This is a genomic window from Rosistilla oblonga, assembly GCF_007751715.1.
Lineage (GTDB): Bacteria > Planctomycetota > Planctomycetia > Pirellulales > Pirellulaceae > Rosistilla > Rosistilla oblonga.
Genome location: NZ_CP036292.1, coordinates 2,325,092 through 2,341,779, shown reverse-complemented (window position 1 = coordinate 2,341,779; position 16,688 = coordinate 2,325,092). Strand labels below are relative to the sequence as shown.

Here is a 16,688-nt window from a genome sequence, read left to right as displayed (position 1 = left end):
TATGACGCTCAAATTTGAACGAAGCTTGAATCAGGAGTCTTTCCCATTTCGCGTGTGACACGATTCCGCGGCTATCGGCTGCACTACACCGACGCGGAGGCGATGGAGTCGATGTGTCGGGAGGCCGACGAGTTTCCCGCCTTCTTCACCCCCCGCGACGACGATGCGTTGTTTCTCGATTGCGGAGCGAACATTGGGGTTACGATGCTCGAATGCAAGCGTCGCTGGCCGCAAGCGAAGATTATCTGTTTTGAGCCCGATCCGTTTGCGTTTGCCGCGTTGCAGAGGAATGTCGATGTCAACGACATTCCGGGCGTTCGCTGCATCGAGGCAGCGGTCAGCGATTGCGAGGGGCAGGCGACGTTTTACGGCGACATGTCTCCGACCGCCGATGGGCGTGGCAATTCGTTAAACGCAGGCTGGGCCGAGCGGCCCGGTTCGACTAGCCGAACGGTTGCCTGTCGGCGGCTCTCCCCATTGATCGGCGATCAACAGGTCGACTTTCTGAAGCTGGATATCGAGGGGAGCGAGCAGGCGGTGTTGCAAGAGATCGCCGACAAACTTCAGCAGATTCAAGCGATCTACGTCGAGGTGCACGAGACGCCGGCGACGATGGCAGAGAACAGCGTCGAGGCGATCACCAGCCAGTTAACAGCCGCCGGATTTACCGTCGACGCCCAGCAGCGGCACTACGAATTCGCTCTGCCACCCCACCTGGCTCAGTGGCAAGCCGCCGCCCGACCGCGACAGACGCAGCTCCTCTGCTGGCGTTAGATAGCACCCTCCGTTTTCGACATGTCGCCGGGCCGTTGGCCCTTCACCCGATGAGAATCTGGTGCAGGCGTCATCGGTCGTTACCCCCCCCTGCAGGCTGGGCTATGCAAATTGCTGGACCTTCGGTCCGCGGTGGATGTCGGCGTAATGTGCCTGTCCCTTTTGGCCGCGCTGGCCATTTCGGCACCTCGCCGCGTCAGGGCCGAAGGCTCGATCATTTGCATAGCCCAGGCCATCGGCCTGGGGGGGCGGCACACAAATCGCGAGACGCTCAGGGCTGAAGGCCCGGCCGATTGTCGTCAACGGTTGGGGAGTCTGTCGGGAACGCGACGGTCGTTGCCCCCCCCTGCAGGCTGGGCGATGCAAATTGCTGGGCCTTCGGTCCGCGGTGGATGTCGGCGGAAGATGCCTGTCCCTTTTGGCCGCGCTGGCCATTTCGGCACGTCGCCGCGTCAGGGCCGAAGGCTCGATCATTTGCATAGCCCAGGCCATCGGCCTGGGGGGGCGGCACACAAATCGCAAGACGCTCAGGGCTGAAGGCCCGGCCGATTGTCGTCAACGGTTGGGGAGTCTGTCGGGAACGTGTCGGCCGATACCCAGCCCTGCAGGCTGGGCTATGCAAATTGCTGGACCTTCGGTCCGCGTTGGCTGCTGGCGGAATGTGCCTGTCCTTTTCGTGCCTTCCGGCGGAAGATGCCTGTCCCTTTGTCACTCACAAGCGTTGGTCCTCTCGGCGGAATCGAGCTTGACCGCGGACGATCGAATTGAATACCAAGCATCTCTGGCGGCAACGCGTTTGCCGAAATCTTAGCGCTACCGATGTGAGCGCTCGCCCCCTTTGGTATTTAGACGAACAGTTAAATTATGACTATGAGCAAACAAACCGGTCTGGGCTTGACCCTGTTGGCTTTGTCGATGGTTGTCGGTTGCGGTTCTAGCAGCACGCCGGTTGCCGAAAATGATGCTAGCAAGAGTCCGGCAACCTCGCCGGCTCCGAAACCCGCCGTCGATATGACTCCCGCCGCTAATGTGGTCAGCCAGTTCCTCGACGCGATGCGCCGTGGAGGTTCGGATACCGAATCGTTGAGCTTGGTGACAACGAAGGCTCGCGAAGAGTTTCGTCGCACCGGATTGGTGATGCAGCCGATCGGTTCGCCCGACGCCAAGTTCGAAGTTACTCGCAGCGAATCGGTTCCCGGCCAAACCGACGCAGCTCTGGTTCACTCCAACTGGACCGAGCCGACCGAATCGGGTGAAACCCAATCTTATGAAGTCGTGTGGGCTGTCCAACAGGAAGCTGGCGATTGGAAGATCTCTGGCCTGGTGATCGGTCAAGCGACCGGCGACGCTCCGATCGTTGTCGATTTCGAAAACGGCAGCGACTTGGCAGCGATGTTCCAACCGCAACGCAGCCCCGCCGGCCAGCAGCCAACGCTGCAAGCGACCGCACCAGCGGCTGATTCGGGCGTTCCTTTGGACACCGAAGCTCCCGTGATTCGCTAGTTCGCGAGTCAAACGCCACGCCTCGGCTAACCGACTGAATCCAAGATGTCCGGTTAGCGAAGGGCGTCGTGCGGAGCGTTCACAGGCGACGACGCGTTAATGCAACGCGATCGTCTGCTGCAGCGGACGCAACACGTTTTCGATCAGATAGTCTTCGACTAGGTTGCGTCCCAAGCGGGCCAGCCGATCGTATTCTTCGACAAAATTCTCGCCGACACTCAGGCTGTCGAACCGCCGGATCGTCAAATAGACGCTCAGTTGGTCTTCGGAAAACTCGGTCGTCCGGATTTGGTAAGCGGTCGTTCGCGTTTCAAATCCGATTCGGCACTGCGTGCGGCATTGGTCGTCCAACGCAAATTGGATCGACGGTTCGTGCGACAGCAGCGAGATCCCCGGCACCTCCAACGCTTTGTCAAACGCCGGCAAGACACCCAGAGCTTCAGCCAATAATTCGTTTTGGTTGCCGCGGTAGGTGAAGTCGAACCCGAACATCACGCTCAGCGATTCGCATTCCAGCGGGCTGATCGAAAGCGCGTAGGGAGCGGTTTCGAGGATCGTGCGGTGGCGGGCGACCACATCGTCGAGGCTCTTCGGGTTCACCGCTCCGCAGCTGACTCGCCGCGGTTCGACCGACGCCCAATTGTATTGCCCCGCCTCTTTGTCCTCTTCGAGCACAAACTCGTTCTTCTCGCGAGCATAGAAGTTTTGCATCGACCGATAGCGACGCTGGATCTGTTCGAAGAAGTGCATCACCGACTCGCGATCACGCGGCATGTCCAGCTCGGTGGACAGATGCATGTTCATATAATAGTCGTCGCTGAAGGCGTCATACCCACTCATTCAGGTCTCCTCACGTTGATGATGCGAAAAGTGGCAGGATCGAGAGACCTCGAGGGCACGCGTTTTGCTCGCGTGCCCGGTGCCTCAAGCAATTGTTAATGCCCTGGGGGCCAGTGTATAGGCCATTGACGCCGGGCGGGGGCAATTGTCAACCAAGATTTGCCTGCAAATCCTGCAAAACCAACGTTTTCGCCCGCCTCGGCCGAGGCCGTCCCTATTTAGAAAGCTGCCGTTTCGCCTGGACACATCGCTCACGGGGACTCGGGAAACCGCTGTTGAATCGCATTCAAAAGGCGTTGGATCGTCGTCGCCGAGAGTGCTAGCGTCCCGGTCCGCTGCGACCGAGCGATATTGATTCCGACAGCTTGGCCGTCGAGATCGATCAACGGCCCGCCGCACTCCTCGGGTGACAGCACGCTGTCGTGAGTGAACGCAAAGGGGAATCCGTCGCGCCGCGAGCTCAATCGCCCAGCCATCGTCGCATCGTCTTGAGCCTTCGGGTCGGTTCGGTGCCCCAGTTGGACGGGGATGGTCAGTTCCTCGTCATCGCGTTTCACCCGCAGCGAGATTACGTCGCCACCGACAAAGCGGCGGACTTGGGCTGAAAGAGCTGCGAAGGTCGGCACCTCGACGTCGCCGACGGCTACGATCACGTCGCCGGGGCGGAGCTGAGAATCGGCGGCACCACTTCCTTTGACAATCGATTCGACATACGCGTCGGTTCGCGTTGGCGATCCGCCGACTCCCATGAACCCGGGTGTCGAGCGAATCTCGCGTGCCGGCACGCTAATCACCCCCGCCGACAGCGGCGTCCGCCCGCGACTGGTGCTGACCACCCATTGCCCGACGGTCGGTGAACCGTTTTTCCGCCACTTCACCGCGGCGAGGTCTTCGGCATCGATCTTCAGCCAGGCGAGGTCGTATTGCCTGTCGACTTGGACAAGTTTCGCGCGATAACGCTGGCTGTCGAACAGATGGCAACTGATTAGAGGCGGTTCGTCCCCCGCGTCGCGGCGAGCCGCTTCGATCTCGCTCGCTTTGGTCACGATCCATCCGCGGCTGTCGAGAATCGTTCCGGTCGCAACCTGCTTGCCATCGACCAGCACATCGACGGTCCATCGGCTCGCCTCGTCGGTAACGTTCCGCAATACATTCAGAGCCGCCATGCCGCGAGTGAAGTGGGCATCGGTGAGCGTTTCCAGTTCGCCGGGGGATCGGAACAACATCTGCCCGGGGCGATCGAGTTGTTGGTTGCTGCGTTTGGAGAGATCCAAACCGATCCGCGATCGCAGTTCGCTGATCTCCTGCGGCTGCTGGACGTCGAAGTCGAATGTCTCGGCGAGTCGTTGGTAGGCGTCGCGGCGTGGTCCCTCGGGCAATTCGGTGAGTGTCAGTTGGCCGTCTTGGTCGAAGTCGAACTGCGCCAAAAAGCTGCTCGCCGGCCCCAGCGCCGAAACCCGACTCTCCTTCAAACGATCCCACGTCCGCTGGTAGGTGATGATCGGAACGTGCAAGTTCCCCGTCGCATCGTCGTAGATCCGGCTGTGCACTCCGATCACGTAGCCGCGCAAGTCGACCAACGGGCCTCCCGAATCGCCCGGTTCGATCGGGCAATCGCTGCGCAACCGATATCCGTTGACCGAGATCACGCGGCCCAGTCGAAGCGGCGCGGGACGGTTGTGGTCGTATCCGCCGGGGTGTCCGGTCGCCAGGCACCAATCGCCCGGCCGCGTCACCACCGAGGGATCAGCCATCGGCAGGAAGGGCCAGGGTCCCGAGCCGTCGATCTTGATCAACGCGCCGTCGACGTCGGTGTTCTGTCCCAGCGTGCGGCCGCTGACGGTGCGGCCGTCGGAGAGGGTCAACTTAACCGCCCGGCCGGGGCTTCCGCTGACGTGTGCGGCGGTCAAGACATACCCGTCGCTGCTGACGATCACGCCGCTGGCATACGAGTCGCCCAAGCGAACTCCCACCGTCGCCGCGATCGCTTTGCGAGCCAACGGTTGAAGGATCGACTGCAGCTCGCGAAAGTCGTCGATCTGGGTGAGGAATGGTTTCTCGATCGGCGGCAGGTCCGCGTCGGCGGCGACCGTTTTGTCGGTGTCGAAATCCAGCAACGACTGCCCCAGCGAGGGGCATGCGGATGCGAAGGTCAACAAAATCACGCGGAGCATGTAGCCGATATGGTTGTTCATAGTGAGTCCATTCTAAATCGTTCGCGGTCGCTTCCCAAGTCTGCGACGCGACAGATGACCTGTGTAAGGCAAATTTATCGCCCCCGGACCTCCCCGACGCGGCTTACGCTCACTATAAAAAGGCTCTCGTAGTGCGGTCCCACCCAACCGCCGACTCACATTGCCCACCTAGAACGACTGAATCCCCAATGCGTCCTATCCGAAAATTGCTTGCCGCCAACCGCAGCGAAATCGCAACGCGTGTGTTTCGCAGTGCCCACGAATTGGGAATCCGCACCGTCGCGATCTACTCCTACGAGGATCGCTACGCGTTGCATCGTTTTAAAGCCGACGAGGCTTATCAGATCGGTAAGCAGGGCGAACCGATTCGTTCGTACCTCGATATTCCGGCGATCGTCGAAATCTGTGTGGCCCACGATATCGATGCCGTTCATCCCGGTTACGGCTTCCTTTCCGAACGCGCCGACTTTGCGCAGGCGTTGCAGGACGCGGGAATCACGTTTGTCGGGCCGAGCGTCAATTCGCTGCAGAGCCTCGGCGATAAAGTTGCCGCTCGCCAGATCGCACAACAGGTGGGTGTACCGGTTCTGGGCGGCACCAACCAAGCTCTTGGCGATCTCGACGACGCGCTGAAACAGGCTGCGGCAGTCGGTTACCCGGTGATGCTGAAGGCGTCCAAGGGAGGCGGCGGTCGTGGAATGCGAGTCGTCCGCAGCGAACAGGAACTGGCAGCCGCGTTTGAACAGGCGCAGCGCGAAGCGTTGACAGCGTTTGGTAGCGACGAGGTGTTTGTCGAACGCTTTGTCGAACGAGCACGGCACATCGAAGTCCAGTTGTTAGGGGATCAGCACGGCAATCTGCTGCACTTGTACGAACGCGATTGCAGCGTCCAGCGGCGGCATCAAAAGGTTGTCGAACTGGCCCCCGCACCCAACCTTCCCGCAGCGACTCGCCAGGCACTGTGCGATGCGGCGTTGGCGATCGGCAACAAAGTTGGCTACGAAAACGCGGGAACCGTCGAATTCCTGCTGGACATCGACTCGGGCGACTTCTTCTTTATCGAGGTCAATCCGCGAATCCAAGTCGAACATACGGTCACCGAAGAGGTCACCGGTATCGATCTCGTCAAGTCGCAGATCATGGTCGCCAGTGGCTTGCCGCTGACCGATCCCGAATTGGCGCTGCCGCCGCAGGAAGAGATCAAAACGATCGGCTTTGCGATGCAGTGCCGCGTGACGACCGAAGACCCCGAGAACCAGTTCCTGCCCGATTACGGTAGGATCACGCACTACCGTTCCGCCGGTGGGCTGGGGATTCGTTTGGATGCCGGCAGCGCGTTCAGCGGTGCTGTCGTCAATCCGTTTTACGATTCGATGCTGGTCAAAGTTTCAGCTCGTGGACGTACGCTCGCCGAATCCGCATCGCGGATGGAACGCTGCCTGCAAGAGTTCCGAATCCGAGGTGTGAAGACAAACATTCCGTTTCTGACTCGGTTGATCAAAAACGAAAAGTTCCTGGCTGGCGAAGCGACGACGCGGTTGATCGACACGACGCCGGATCTGTTTAATCTGCCGCGTCGCCGCGATCGCGCCACCAAGCTGTTGAAGTTCTTGGGCGAAACGATTGTCAACGGCAATCCCTTGGTTTTGGATCGTCCCGTCGCGACTCGCCGCGCCCCGGCGCCTGTGCCTGAGATCCCGGCCGCTACGAAGCCGCCGGAGGGATCGCGCGATGTGTTTCTAAAGAGCGGTGCGGCGGGGCTTGTCGATTGGGTCAACAACCAATCGGGGCTGCTGCTGACCGACACCACGATGCGCGATGCACATCAATCGCTGTTGGCGACACGCGTCCGTAGCTTCGACATGTTGCAGATTGCCCCAGCTTATTCGCATCTGGCGTCGCAGCTGTTTTCGCTGGAGATGTGGGGCGGTGCGACGTTTGATACATCGATGCGGTTCTTGAACGAATGCCCTTGGAATCGCTTAGTCGATCTGCGAGCGGCGGTGCCAAATATTCTGTTCCAGATGTTGTTGCGAGCCTCCAACGCGGTCGGCTATACAAACTATCCCGACAACGTCGTGCAGCTGTTTGTCAAAGAAGCCGCCGCGGCGGGCATGGACGTCTTCCGTGTCTTCGACGCCTTGAACTGGGTGCCGAACATGCGCGTCGCGATGGACGCGGTGATCGATGCCGGCGGGATCTGCGAAGCGTCGATCTGTTACACCGGCGATATCCAGAATCCGGGGCGGACGAAATATTCGTTGAACTATTACGTCGAGCTGGCCAAGGAGTTAGAAAAACTGGGCGCGCATCTGCTGGCGATCAAAGACATGGCGGGGCTGCTGAAACCGCAAGCCGCTCGTACGCTGGTCAAGGCGTTGAAGGAGAACGTCGGAATCCCGATCCACTTCCATACCCACGACACCGGCGGAATCCAAGCCGCATCGATCTTGGCGGCTGCCGACGAAGGGCTGCAGATCGCCGACGCTGCTCTGGCGCCGCTCTCGGGCGGGACTTCGCAGGTTAACCTCAACAGCTTGGTCGAAGCCCTGCGGAACACGCCGCGGGCGAGTTCGCTGTCGACCGAATCGTTGACTTCGCTGGCGACCTATTGGCAGGCGGCTCGCGAATTTTATACGCCCTTTGAAAGCTTGGTCCTGCCGGCGACCGGCGATCTCTACGAACACGAGATGCCAGGCGGACAGTACACCAACCTATTCCAGCAAGCCCGCGCCTTGGGACTCAGCGATCGCTGGGCCGAAGTCTGCAAGACGTATGCAACGTGCAACACGTTGTTAGGTGATATCGTCAAAGTCACGCCGACCTCCAAAGCGGTTGGCGATCTGGCTCTGTTTATGGTCGCTAACGAACTGACGGCCGACGATGTGTTGCGATCCGATAAACCGATCGCTTTCCCCGCGTCGGTCGTCGATCTGGTCGGCGGTCGGATGGGGCAGCCGCCGGGCGGTTTCCCGCAGCGGATGATCGAGGTCGTGCTGCAGGGAGAGCCTCAGGTCACCGGTCGGCCCGGCGAATCGATGCCGCCAGCAGACATCGCGGCGGCTAAGACAGAAGCGGGAGAATTGGTCGGCAGCGATGCCGATCGGTATGCTGCATCGATGCTGTTGTATCCGAAGGTCTTCAGCGACTTTGCCGCCTATCGCCGCGAGTACGGGAACGTCAGCAACATCCCGACGCCGAACTTCTTCTACGGCCAAACGCCGGGCGAGGAGATCGCTGTCGATATCGAGCCGGGCAAGCGGTTGATCGTCAAATATTTGGCGACCGGCCAGCCGCATCCCGACGGGCACCGGACGGTCTTCTTTGAACTCAACGGTCAGCCGCGTGAGATCGAAGTCATCGACAAGGCGTTGGAGCCGGAGAACGCCAAAGCCGTGAAGGCCGACACCAGCGACGCGAACCAAGTTGCTGCCAACATGCCAGGGATGGTGGTCAGCGTTGCCGTCGCCGAGGGCGACAAGGTGCAGGCCGGGCAGAAGCTGTTGGTGTTGGAAGCGATGAAAATGGAGACGACCATCGCGGCTCCGCACAAAGGTGTCGTCCAGAAGCTGGTCGTGAAGCCGGGCAGCCAAGTCGATACCGGAGATCTTGTTGTTGTCTTGGAGAGTTAATGCGGACGGCCGGTCCGTCGACCGGGGGACCTCCCGACCGCTACCGACCCGCGGTCTGGAGGTTTTGTGGGGGGGCGAGCCGATTTTTTTTGACCGGAGGGAATGCCCTGCCCTAACTGAGTGGTGCGGGTTGTTCGGGTTGTGACGATCGGCGGCAACCAGTGAGGTGGTTGCTGTCTCCCGCTGGCGAGCGGGTCCGGTTTCTGGAATTGCTGGAAAACGCGGGCTCTGCGATGGTGTCGGGGGGCGGTATTGTCGGCGCGATCGTTTTTGTCGTACCAATTCGCTAACTTTTGAATGCTTTAAGACTTCGCGATAGTGAAAAATTCCGGTTTCGGGTAGAATAAGTGGAGTTTACAAAGGTATTGGTTGTGGTGTTCTCGGCGGCGGTTTGGGCACGCGAGCGAGCGGTTTGCAATTAGAGTTCGAAAAAGGCAGTCTCCCCAAGATCAGATGGAAAATGCAACGGACGAACTTCTGAAGGCTCAGCGTGCCAAGGGCAATCCCAAAGCGGAGGGTCTGTTCACGCTCGTTTATGACGATCTGATTCGTTTGGCGGGCAGTTATCTGCGCGACGAACCCGATCGCGACAAGCTGAGCGCCACCTCGCTGGTGCATGAAGCCTATTTCCGGATGATCGATCAGAATCGAGTCGATTGGGCCGGGAAGACTCACTTTTTTGCGATTGGCGCTCGTGTGATGCGGCGGATCCTCGTCGATCATGCCCGCCGCGTGCACGCCCAAAAACGGGGCGGGGAATGGTCGCGGATCGAACTGGACGATGTGTCGACATTTTCGATGGAACGCGATGCCGACGTGTTGGCGCTGGACGATCTGTTGGAGACGTTGGCGGGACTGGATCCCACTCAAGCTCGGATCGTCGAGATGCGGTTCTTTGGCGGGATGACGATGAAAGAGATCGCCGGGGCTCTGCAGATGGGGCTCCGCACCGTCGAAAAGGAGTGGGCGATGGCGAGGGCGTGGCTGAGGAATACTCTCGATGAGGATGCTCGGGAATGACGCCGGAGCATTATGCACGTGTCAAAGAGATCTTTCTTGCCGTCGAAAGCGTGCCGACTGAAAGTCAACTGCAGCGTTTGGATTCGCTTTGTGGCGACGATCGTTCGCTCCGCAGCGATGTCTTGAAACTGCTGAAGCATCACGATTCCGAAGCGGCGACACGCGAGGGTCAGACGCCGTTTCTGCAGCAGGCTTCGCAGACCATCATCAACGACTCGTCGGTCTTGGCGAGGATGCGACCTCACAAACCTACGGTCGCGGCGTGGCTGAGGTCCCGTTTGCGAGGTTCCAGTCGGTTGCTCGCGTTTCTTGGCATCAGCCTCGTCTCATTTTTAATCGCTTGGTCGATCGATCGAGGCGTGCGAAGGTATTCGATCGATTCGGAACGAGCGGCGCTGCGTTCGAATGTCAAATCGGCGGCAGCCGGAATCCAACAATGGGCGACGCATCTGCGCAGCCAGGGGCGGATGTGGGGCCGCGATCCTAACCTGTTTGATCTGGCACAGCAGTATGTCGAACCGGGACGCGGGGAGAGCGATGCTCGCGACCTCGCCGATGCGCTCCGCAGTCGGTCAGCCAGTCTGTTTGGTGCCAAGACGCAATATTGCTTGTTCAGTCCTCAAGGTGTGATCTTGGCGAGTGGGCCGCGGGAGCAGGCGCAGGTTGGCAGGCATCTGCCGCCCGAAGCGATGGTCGAACTGGGGCACGCGTTAAACGGCACGGTGCAGATCCAGTTCCCGATGCAGGCGGTTGTGGGAGACGATCGCGAGCCGCCAGCGGGCATGTGGGTTTCGTTTCCGATCAACGACAGCGACGATCGTCCGATCGCGGTGATGCGAGTTGTCGATCCCGAGTGGTTGCAGCACTTCCAGGCCCTGTTTGAAAAACAGAATGTCGGCACAACCGCCGACACGTTTTGTATCGACCGCTACGCAAATATGCTGATCCGATCGCGTTATGCAAATCGATGGCCGGAATTGGGAATCGTCGATGCCGACGCCGACGCGGGTTTTGCTCGCGTTGTCGATCCCGGCGGGCGACTTGCCAAGGGCTATCGCTCGGACCGCCAGCGACAAATGCTGCCGCTCACCGAAGCTGCGGCTCGCGTGGTCGTGGGCGAGGATGGTTCGAACATCGATGGGTATCGCGACATCCGCGGCGAATGGGTCGTGGGAGCTTGGCGTTGGATCCCCGAACTGCAACTAGGGATTATCAGCGAGTTGAGTTTTGCCAACGCGTATCAGTTTTCTCGCTGGTTGCGTTTGGGGCTGGCCGCGATGTTGTTTCTGCCGCTTGGGTTCGCGGGCCTCGCTTGGTTTGGGACCAGCTTTTTCCGGCCGAAACAATTTTCGGCTGGTTCGGAAATCCAACAGGTCGGTGCCTACGAATTGTTAGAGAAAATCGGCGAGGGTGGAATGGGGTACGTCTACCGCGCTCGGCATTCGCTGTTGAAACGGGCCAGCGCCGTGAAGATCTTGCGTCCCGACCGCTTGACGATGGTCGACGTCGGGCGGTTTGATCGCGAAGTCAAACTGGCCGCTCAGTTGACGAGCCCGCACACGATCCGAATTCTCGATTACGGCCGGACCGACGATGGGCTGATCTATTTTGCGATGGAGTATCTGGACGGATTAACGCTCAGCACGGTGATCGCCCGCAGTGGATCGCTGTCGGCAAGCCGGACCTTGCACTTCCTGATTCAGTTGTGCAAGTCGATCGAAGAGGCGCATACGGCGGGATTGATTCATCGCGACATCAAACCGGAAAACATCATCATCACCCGTCGTGGGAACGAAGCGGATTGGTTGATCCTGTTCGATTTCGGCTTGGCCAAATCGGTAGCTCCCAACAGTAAAGAGTTCCGCACGCGAGAGACGATCTGGGCGGGAACGCCGATGTTCATGTCTCCCGAGCGAGTTCGCACGCCCGCCGCTGTCGACCCGCGGATGGATGTCTACGCGATCGGTGCGGTCGGTTATTTTATGTTGACGGGGCGGCCGCCGTTTACGACAGCTAATCCGGAGATGATCTTCGAGCAGGTGTTGGGAGTGATGCCGTTGTCGCCGAGCCAAGCGGGAGCGACGGCGTCGATCCCCGCGCTCGATGCGATCGTGATGCGGTGTCTCGCCAAGTCACCCGACGATCGCCCCGATAACGCCGCCCAGTTGCGGACTCGCCTGGAAGAGCTAGCGGCCAAAGATCCATGGACTGCCGAAGAAGCAAACGCCTGGTGGCAAGCGAACTCTCAGCCCAAGCCCCAACCGACCACGTAAACGAACGCAACGCGACCGTAGCGGAAGTCGTCAACGGCCTGTCGATTTAATCAGCCGTTTGGGCGTTAGCCCCGGTTCAAGCACCGCTAAACCGGGGCTAACGCCCAAACGGCTAATTCAAGGAAACTCGTTGTGACTAAACCGACGAGCCGTCAAGAGTTTCGATCCCCGGAGGGATCACAGATGGTAGCCGGAGGTCGTCGCGCAGCGGCGCCCCTCCGGATTGCAGCGTCTCAATGCGCGGTGCTCCCGAAGGGATCACAGGTTGTTGTACGCCCCCGCCGGGGACGTCGAGCGTTTTCGGCGTCGAATCCGGTGGTATTCGCTACGCTCCGACCACCGGCTACCCTCTGGCATCCCTGCGGGGTGCGACCGGCACGACGTTCCACTCACGCAGCGGGCGATTCCTCTTCTCTCACATGCGTGCTGCGATTATCGAGGCTCATTGGGCCGGAGCCTTGGGCGATCAGGAAGATCATCGTTCCCATCATCGACAGATTTTTCATGAACTGAATCATCTGCATCTGTTGGGCTTCTCCTTCAAAGGTCCAGAAATCGTGGAAGAAGTAGGTCGCCAGAACCAAGAAGACCAGCAGCAGCAGCGCGCCGATGCGGGCTTTGAAGCCCAGGATGATCGACAGGCTGCCGGCGATCAGAAACACGATCGCTCCGGCCAACATCACCTTCGGCATCGGCACGCCTTCGGAGCCCATGTAGGCGACGACGTCATTAAACTTGGGAATCTTGTTGCCGATCGCACTCATCAAAAAGATGGTCGCGATCATGATCCGGCCAAGTACGGCGGCGACACCTTGAAGGGGGTTGCTGTTCATCTTTTGTGGCTCCTCAAAATTGAAGTGGTGGTTGAGTCATGGGACAGGTCCCGAACAAAGGAGCTGCCGATTGGAAGTGCGTCGTTGCGGGGCGAATGCCAATTCAAACCGTCTATCGATAAAACGCGTCGACGCCGGCAAACTTCACTCGTTTTTCATACTCGCCGGACGGCCTGCTGATGCGTCAAGCATGCAGGAAAAACGTGAGACGATTCAGTCGTCCAACGCGTCGATTCGGCTGCGAGCTTTCTCCAACAGATGGCTTAGTTGCGACAGTTCGCTGCGATCGAGGTGCTTGAGAAGCTGTTTGTGCAATGTGTTCACAGGCCGATCCAGCGGTTCCAAAACGTCGAGCCCCTTGTCGGTGATCGCGACGTTGACCACGCGGCGATCGACGGTGCTGCGGTCTCGGCTAACGAAGCCCTGCTTTTCCAGTCGATCGATCAAACCGGTGATCGCGGGTACGACCTGGATCATCCGATCGGCAATTTCCAGGCTTGGCAAAGGTTTTCCCTCCCCTCGCAAGATTCGCAACACGTTGTACTGCGAACCGGTCAGGCCGTACTTCCGCAGTAGCCGCCCAAACCGGTTTTGAAATTGGTCGCTGGTCCGCAGCACATTCAGCACCGCTTCCTGATGCGGCGACGTGAACGGAGCCTTCTTCTTGAGCTCCTGTTGCAGCGGTCGAAGGCCTTTCGTTGGCTCGCTCCTCTTTTTTGATGACATGCAGATACTTTACGCGACGACCGTTTGTGAGTCAAGCGAAATGGGATCTGCGTTTGGGGACGACAACGGGCAGACAGAAGCCGGAATCCGATGCCGTCGACGATCTGCTCACACAGCCATCGGGAACTGGTAGAATTGGCCTCTGAAATCACCAATGAACCACCTCTAGAATCCCCAACCCTATCGAAAGAGTCGACGGATGAAACTTGCCTCAATCGCTTTCCTGATGGTTTTCGCGGCCGCGGTCGCTCCCGGCGCATCGGCTGCTGACACCACGCCGGCCACAAAACCTGCCTCCACATTTCCCAACCAAGTCGATTGCGAAGGGACCTACCCGCACCACCTGCAAGGCGTCTGCACCGATGGCGATGCGATCTATTGGAGCTTTACCACGACGCTTGTCAAAACCGACCTCGACGGAAAGGTGATCACGAAAATCCCTGTCGCCAACCACCATGGCGACCTCTGCATCGACCAGGGCAAGATCTATGTCGCGGTCAACTTGGGCCGCTTCAACGATCCCGAGGGGAATGCCGATTCTTGGGTCTACGTCTACGATGCGACGAACCTGAAAGAAATCGCCCGCCATGAGACTCAACAGGTCTTCCACGGTGCCGGTGGGATCGGAGTATACGACGGCAACTTCTACGTCGTCGGCGGTCTGCCATCCGACATCGAAGTGAACTACGTCTACCAATACGACGCCGATTTCACATTCGTTAAGAAGCACATCGTCACCAGCGGGCAAACCTTATTGGGCATCCAAACCGCCACGTTCGCTCACGACCGCTGGTGGTTCGGTTGCTACGGCAGCCCCGCCGAAACCTTGGTCACCGACGCTAACTTCAAGATGATTGGACGCTACAAATTCAATTGCTCTTTGGGCATCGAAAAACTCCCCGGCGGTGAACTGCTGGTCGCCAGCGGTCGTTGCAGCAAAGGGACCGGATGCACCGGACGCGTGACCCGCGCAGTCCCCGACGCCGCCAACGGACTGAAACTGCTCCAAACCAAATAAACAATGGGCTCCATCCGATGAACCAACAACAAAAAAGTAAACTGGGCGAACGCCGCGCGTTCATGAAAAATGGAACGCTGATTCTGTCGGCTGCCGCAGCCGCACCGGCCACGCTGTTAGCCGCCGACAAACCCGCCGACAAACCCGCCGACGTGCGCATCGCGTTGGTGACCGATCTGCACTACGCCGACAAACCGCCGGGCGGATCGCGACACTATCGCAAGACCTTGAGCAAGCTGGACGAAGCGGCGAAGCAATTCGAGCAAGAGCAGCCGCAGATGCTGGTCGAACTGGGCGATCTGATCGACGCCGCCGATAGCGTCGAAACCGAAAGCCGCTACCTGCAGACAATCAACCGGCCCTTTTCGGCGATCTGCAAAGACCGCCACTACGTGCTGGGGAACCACTGCGTCGATACGCTTAAGAAGGAAGAGTTCCTGGGGGCGGTGGAGCAGCCGAAGTCGTATTATTCGTTCGATCGCGGCGGATTCCACTTCATCGTGTTGGATTCCTGTTTCCGCAGCGATGGCCAGCCGTATCAACGAAAGAACTTCAAGTGGACCGACGCCAATATCCCGGCGGCGGAGCTCGAGTGGTTGGCGGCGGATCTGAAGTCGAACGACAAGCCGACGATCGTCTTCGCTCACCAGCGATTGGATGTCAGCAACCACCATGGCGTAAAAAATAACGCGGCCGTGCGACAGATTTTCGAAGATTCCGGCAACGTTTTGGCGGTCTTCCAAGGGCACAGCCACCGGAACGAGCTGAAGGAAATCGGCGGCATCCATTACTGTACACTGGTGGCGATGGTCGAAGGGGGCGAACAGGCGACCAACGCCTACACGCTGCTGGACGTCCAGCCCGACAGCACGCTGAAAATCACCGGCTTCCGCAAACAGAACAGCTATCTGTGGGAGCCGCAAGCCTAACGATAAGGTTTACCGCATTGCAAAGCGAACGAGAGAAGATGCTTGCCGGCGCGTTGTACGACGCGTTGGATCCGGAATTGGTCGCCGACCGCGAACGTGCTCGCGACCTCTGCCACGACTTGAACGCTTCGCGCGAGCGGGACCAGGAACTACGACGCCGCCTGCTGACCGAACTGTTGGGCAGCGGCGGTGATTCGGTCTGGATCCAGCCGCCGTTCTATTGCGACTACGGCAGCAACATCCGGCTGGGACAGCGCGTCTATTTCAATTTCAACTGCGTCGTTCTGGACGTCCGTGCTGTCGAGATCGGCGACTTCAGCTTCTTCGGTCCGGGCGTGCAGATCTACACTGCATCGCATCCGTTGGAAGCCAAGCTGCGGCGGACGCAGGAGTTCGGCAAACCGGTCTCGATCGGGTCGGATGTCTGGGTTGGGGGCGGCGCGATCATCCTGCCGGGCGTGACGATCGGATCCCGGACCGTGATCGGTGCAGGGAGCGTCGTGACAAAAGACATTCCCGAGGGAGTGCTCGCGGCGGGGAATCCCTGTCGCGTGATCCGCGAGAACATCGCGGGGGATTCCGATGAGTGAAGAGTCAGCCGCGCGGCCAGGCAATCTGCTGGCCAACCTTCCCCAAAACGTCCCCGAGGAATTGACCGAGATCCTCGCGTCGGGAAGCGGTCTCCGCGTGGAGCGGATCGTTTCGACGGGGCATCGCAGCCCAGACGACTTCTGGTACGACCAGCCCGAGCGCGAGTGGGTGCTGCTGCTGCAAGGGTCTGCGACGCTGCAGTTCGCCGATCCGCCGGAATCGATCGATCTGATCCCTGGCGATCACGTCGACATTGCCGCGCATCGCCGCCACCGCGTCGAATCGACTTCGGCGACCGAGCCGACCGTTTGGCTGGCGGTCTTCTACCAGGACTGAATCGCTAAGGACGAACTT

Annotated in this window: 13 protein-coding genes; 9 read left to right on the top strand and 4 right to left on the bottom strand. The window is 59.5% G+C overall.

Features of this window, described 5'->3' with window-relative positions; genetic code table 11:
* Positions 1-54: 54 nt before the first annotated feature.
* Entirely contained in the window at positions 55-774 is a 720-nt protein-coding gene (locus tag CA51_RS08325; protein ID WP_145119541.1) for an FkbM family methyltransferase, read from the top strand.
* An 870-nt stretch (positions 775-1,644) separates the two neighbouring features.
* Entirely contained in the window at positions 1,645-2,277 is a 633-nt protein-coding gene (locus CA51_RS08320; RefSeq protein ID WP_145119539.1) for a hypothetical protein, read from the top strand.
* Positions 2,278-2,373: 96 nt separating this feature from the next.
* Here the strand turns inward: CA51_RS08320 and CA51_RS08315 are convergent, their stop codons facing one another.
* Both CA51_RS08315 and CA51_RS08310 read right to left on the bottom strand, forming a co-directional pair.
* On the bottom strand, positions 2,374-3,117 hold the full coding sequence (locus tag CA51_RS08315) for a hypothetical protein (protein ID WP_145119536.1): 744 nt from the start codon (positions 3,115-3,117) through the stop codon (positions 2,374-2,376).
* A gap of 251 nt (positions 3,118-3,368) precedes the next feature.
* Positions 3,369-5,312: a S1C family serine protease gene (locus CA51_RS08310; RefSeq protein WP_145119534.1), complete on the bottom strand. Its 1,944-nt coding sequence runs from the start codon at positions 5,310-5,312 to the stop codon at positions 3,369-3,371.
* 188 nt (positions 5,313-5,500) lie between these two features.
* On the opposite strand from CA51_RS08310, the gene CA51_RS08305 reads away from it, so the two are divergent.
* From CA51_RS08305 to CA51_RS08295, 3 genes are all read left to right on the top strand, one after another.
* Positions 5,501-8,944, top strand: coding sequence for a pyruvate carboxylase (locus tag CA51_RS08305; protein WP_145119531.1), 3,444 nt, complete (start codon positions 5,501-5,503; stop codon positions 8,942-8,944).
* A 453-nt stretch (positions 8,945-9,397) separates the two neighbouring features.
* Positions 9,398-9,964, top strand: coding sequence for an ECF-type sigma factor (locus CA51_RS08300; RefSeq protein WP_145119528.1), 567 nt, complete (start codon positions 9,398-9,400; stop codon positions 9,962-9,964).
* Positions 9,961-12,237, top strand: a complete 2,277-nt coding sequence (locus CA51_RS08295; RefSeq protein WP_145119526.1) for a serine/threonine-protein kinase — start codon at positions 9,961-9,963, stop codon at positions 12,235-12,237. The genes CA51_RS08300 and CA51_RS08295 overlap by 4 nt, the downstream gene beginning before the upstream one ends.
* Before the next feature lie 389 nt (positions 12,238-12,626).
* Here the strand turns inward: CA51_RS08295 and CA51_RS08290 are convergent, their stop codons facing one another.
* Both CA51_RS08290 and CA51_RS08285 read right to left on the bottom strand, forming a co-directional pair.
* Entirely contained in the window at positions 12,627-13,070 is a 444-nt protein-coding gene (locus CA51_RS08290; RefSeq protein ID WP_145119525.1) for a DoxX family protein, read from the bottom strand.
* A gap of 213 nt (positions 13,071-13,283) precedes the next feature.
* Positions 13,284-13,796: a MarR family winged helix-turn-helix transcriptional regulator gene (locus CA51_RS08285; RefSeq protein WP_145119523.1), complete on the bottom strand. Its 513-nt coding sequence runs from the start codon at positions 13,794-13,796 to the stop codon at positions 13,284-13,286.
* A gap of 199 nt (positions 13,797-13,995) precedes the next feature.
* On the opposite strand from CA51_RS08285, the gene CA51_RS08280 reads away from it, so the two are divergent.
* Genes CA51_RS08280 through CA51_RS08265 form a run of 4 tightly spaced genes read left to right on the top strand, consistent with a single transcriptional unit; the run spans position 13,996 to position 16,670 of the window.
* Positions 13,996-14,814: a Kelch repeat-containing protein gene (locus CA51_RS08280; RefSeq protein ID WP_145119519.1), complete on the top strand. Its 819-nt coding sequence runs from the start codon at positions 13,996-13,998 to the stop codon at positions 14,812-14,814.
* A gap of 17 nt (positions 14,815-14,831) precedes the next feature.
* Entirely contained in the window at positions 14,832-15,743 is a 912-nt protein-coding gene (locus tag CA51_RS08275; protein WP_145119517.1) for a metallophosphoesterase family protein, read from the top strand.
* A 17-nt stretch (positions 15,744-15,760) separates the two neighbouring features.
* Complete coding sequence (locus tag CA51_RS08270; protein ID WP_145119514.1) at positions 15,761-16,333, top strand: sugar O-acetyltransferase; 573 nt, start codon at positions 15,761-15,763, stop codon at positions 16,331-16,333.
* A complete protein-coding gene (locus tag CA51_RS08265; protein ID WP_145119512.1) occupies positions 16,326-16,670 on the top strand; it encodes a cupin domain-containing protein in 345 nt (114 codons plus the stop codon). Before CA51_RS08270 ends, CA51_RS08265 begins: the two co-directional genes overlap by 8 nt.
* Positions 16,671-16,688 lie beyond the last annotated feature (18 nt).

Coding starts and splice junctions, on each gene's coding strand:
- CA51_RS08320 (WP_145119539.1), top strand. CDS start 1,645: ATGAGCAAACAAACCGGTCTGGGCTTGACCCTGTTGGCTTTGTCGATG.
- CA51_RS08285 (WP_145119523.1), bottom strand. CDS start 13,796: ATGTCATCAAAAAAGAGGAGCGAGCCAACGAAAGGCCTTCGACCGCTG.
- CA51_RS08295 (WP_145119526.1), top strand. CDS start 9,961: ATGACGCCGGAGCATTATGCACGTGTCAAAGAGATCTTTCTTGCCGTC.
- CA51_RS08315 (WP_145119536.1), bottom strand. CDS start 3,117: ATGAGTGGGTATGACGCCTTCAGCGACGACTATTATATGAACATGCAT.
- CA51_RS08300 (WP_145119528.1), top strand. CDS start 9,398: ATGGAAAATGCAACGGACGAACTTCTGAAGGCTCAGCGTGCCAAGGGC.
- CA51_RS08310 (WP_145119534.1), bottom strand. CDS start 5,312: ATGAACAACCATATCGGCTACATGCTCCGCGTGATTTTGTTGACCTTC.
- CA51_RS08290 (WP_145119525.1), bottom strand. CDS start 13,070: ATGAACAGCAACCCCCTTCAAGGTGTCGCCGCCGTACTTGGCCGGATC.
- CA51_RS08305 (WP_145119531.1), top strand. CDS start 5,501: ATGCGTCCTATCCGAAAATTGCTTGCCGCCAACCGCAGCGAAATCGCA.
- CA51_RS08275 (WP_145119517.1), top strand. CDS start 14,832: ATGAACCAACAACAAAAAAGTAAACTGGGCGAACGCCGCGCGTTCATG.
- CA51_RS08265 (WP_145119512.1), top strand. CDS start 16,326: ATGAGTGAAGAGTCAGCCGCGCGGCCAGGCAATCTGCTGGCCAACCTT.
- CA51_RS08280 (WP_145119519.1), top strand. CDS start 13,996: ATGAAACTTGCCTCAATCGCTTTCCTGATGGTTTTCGCGGCCGCGGTC.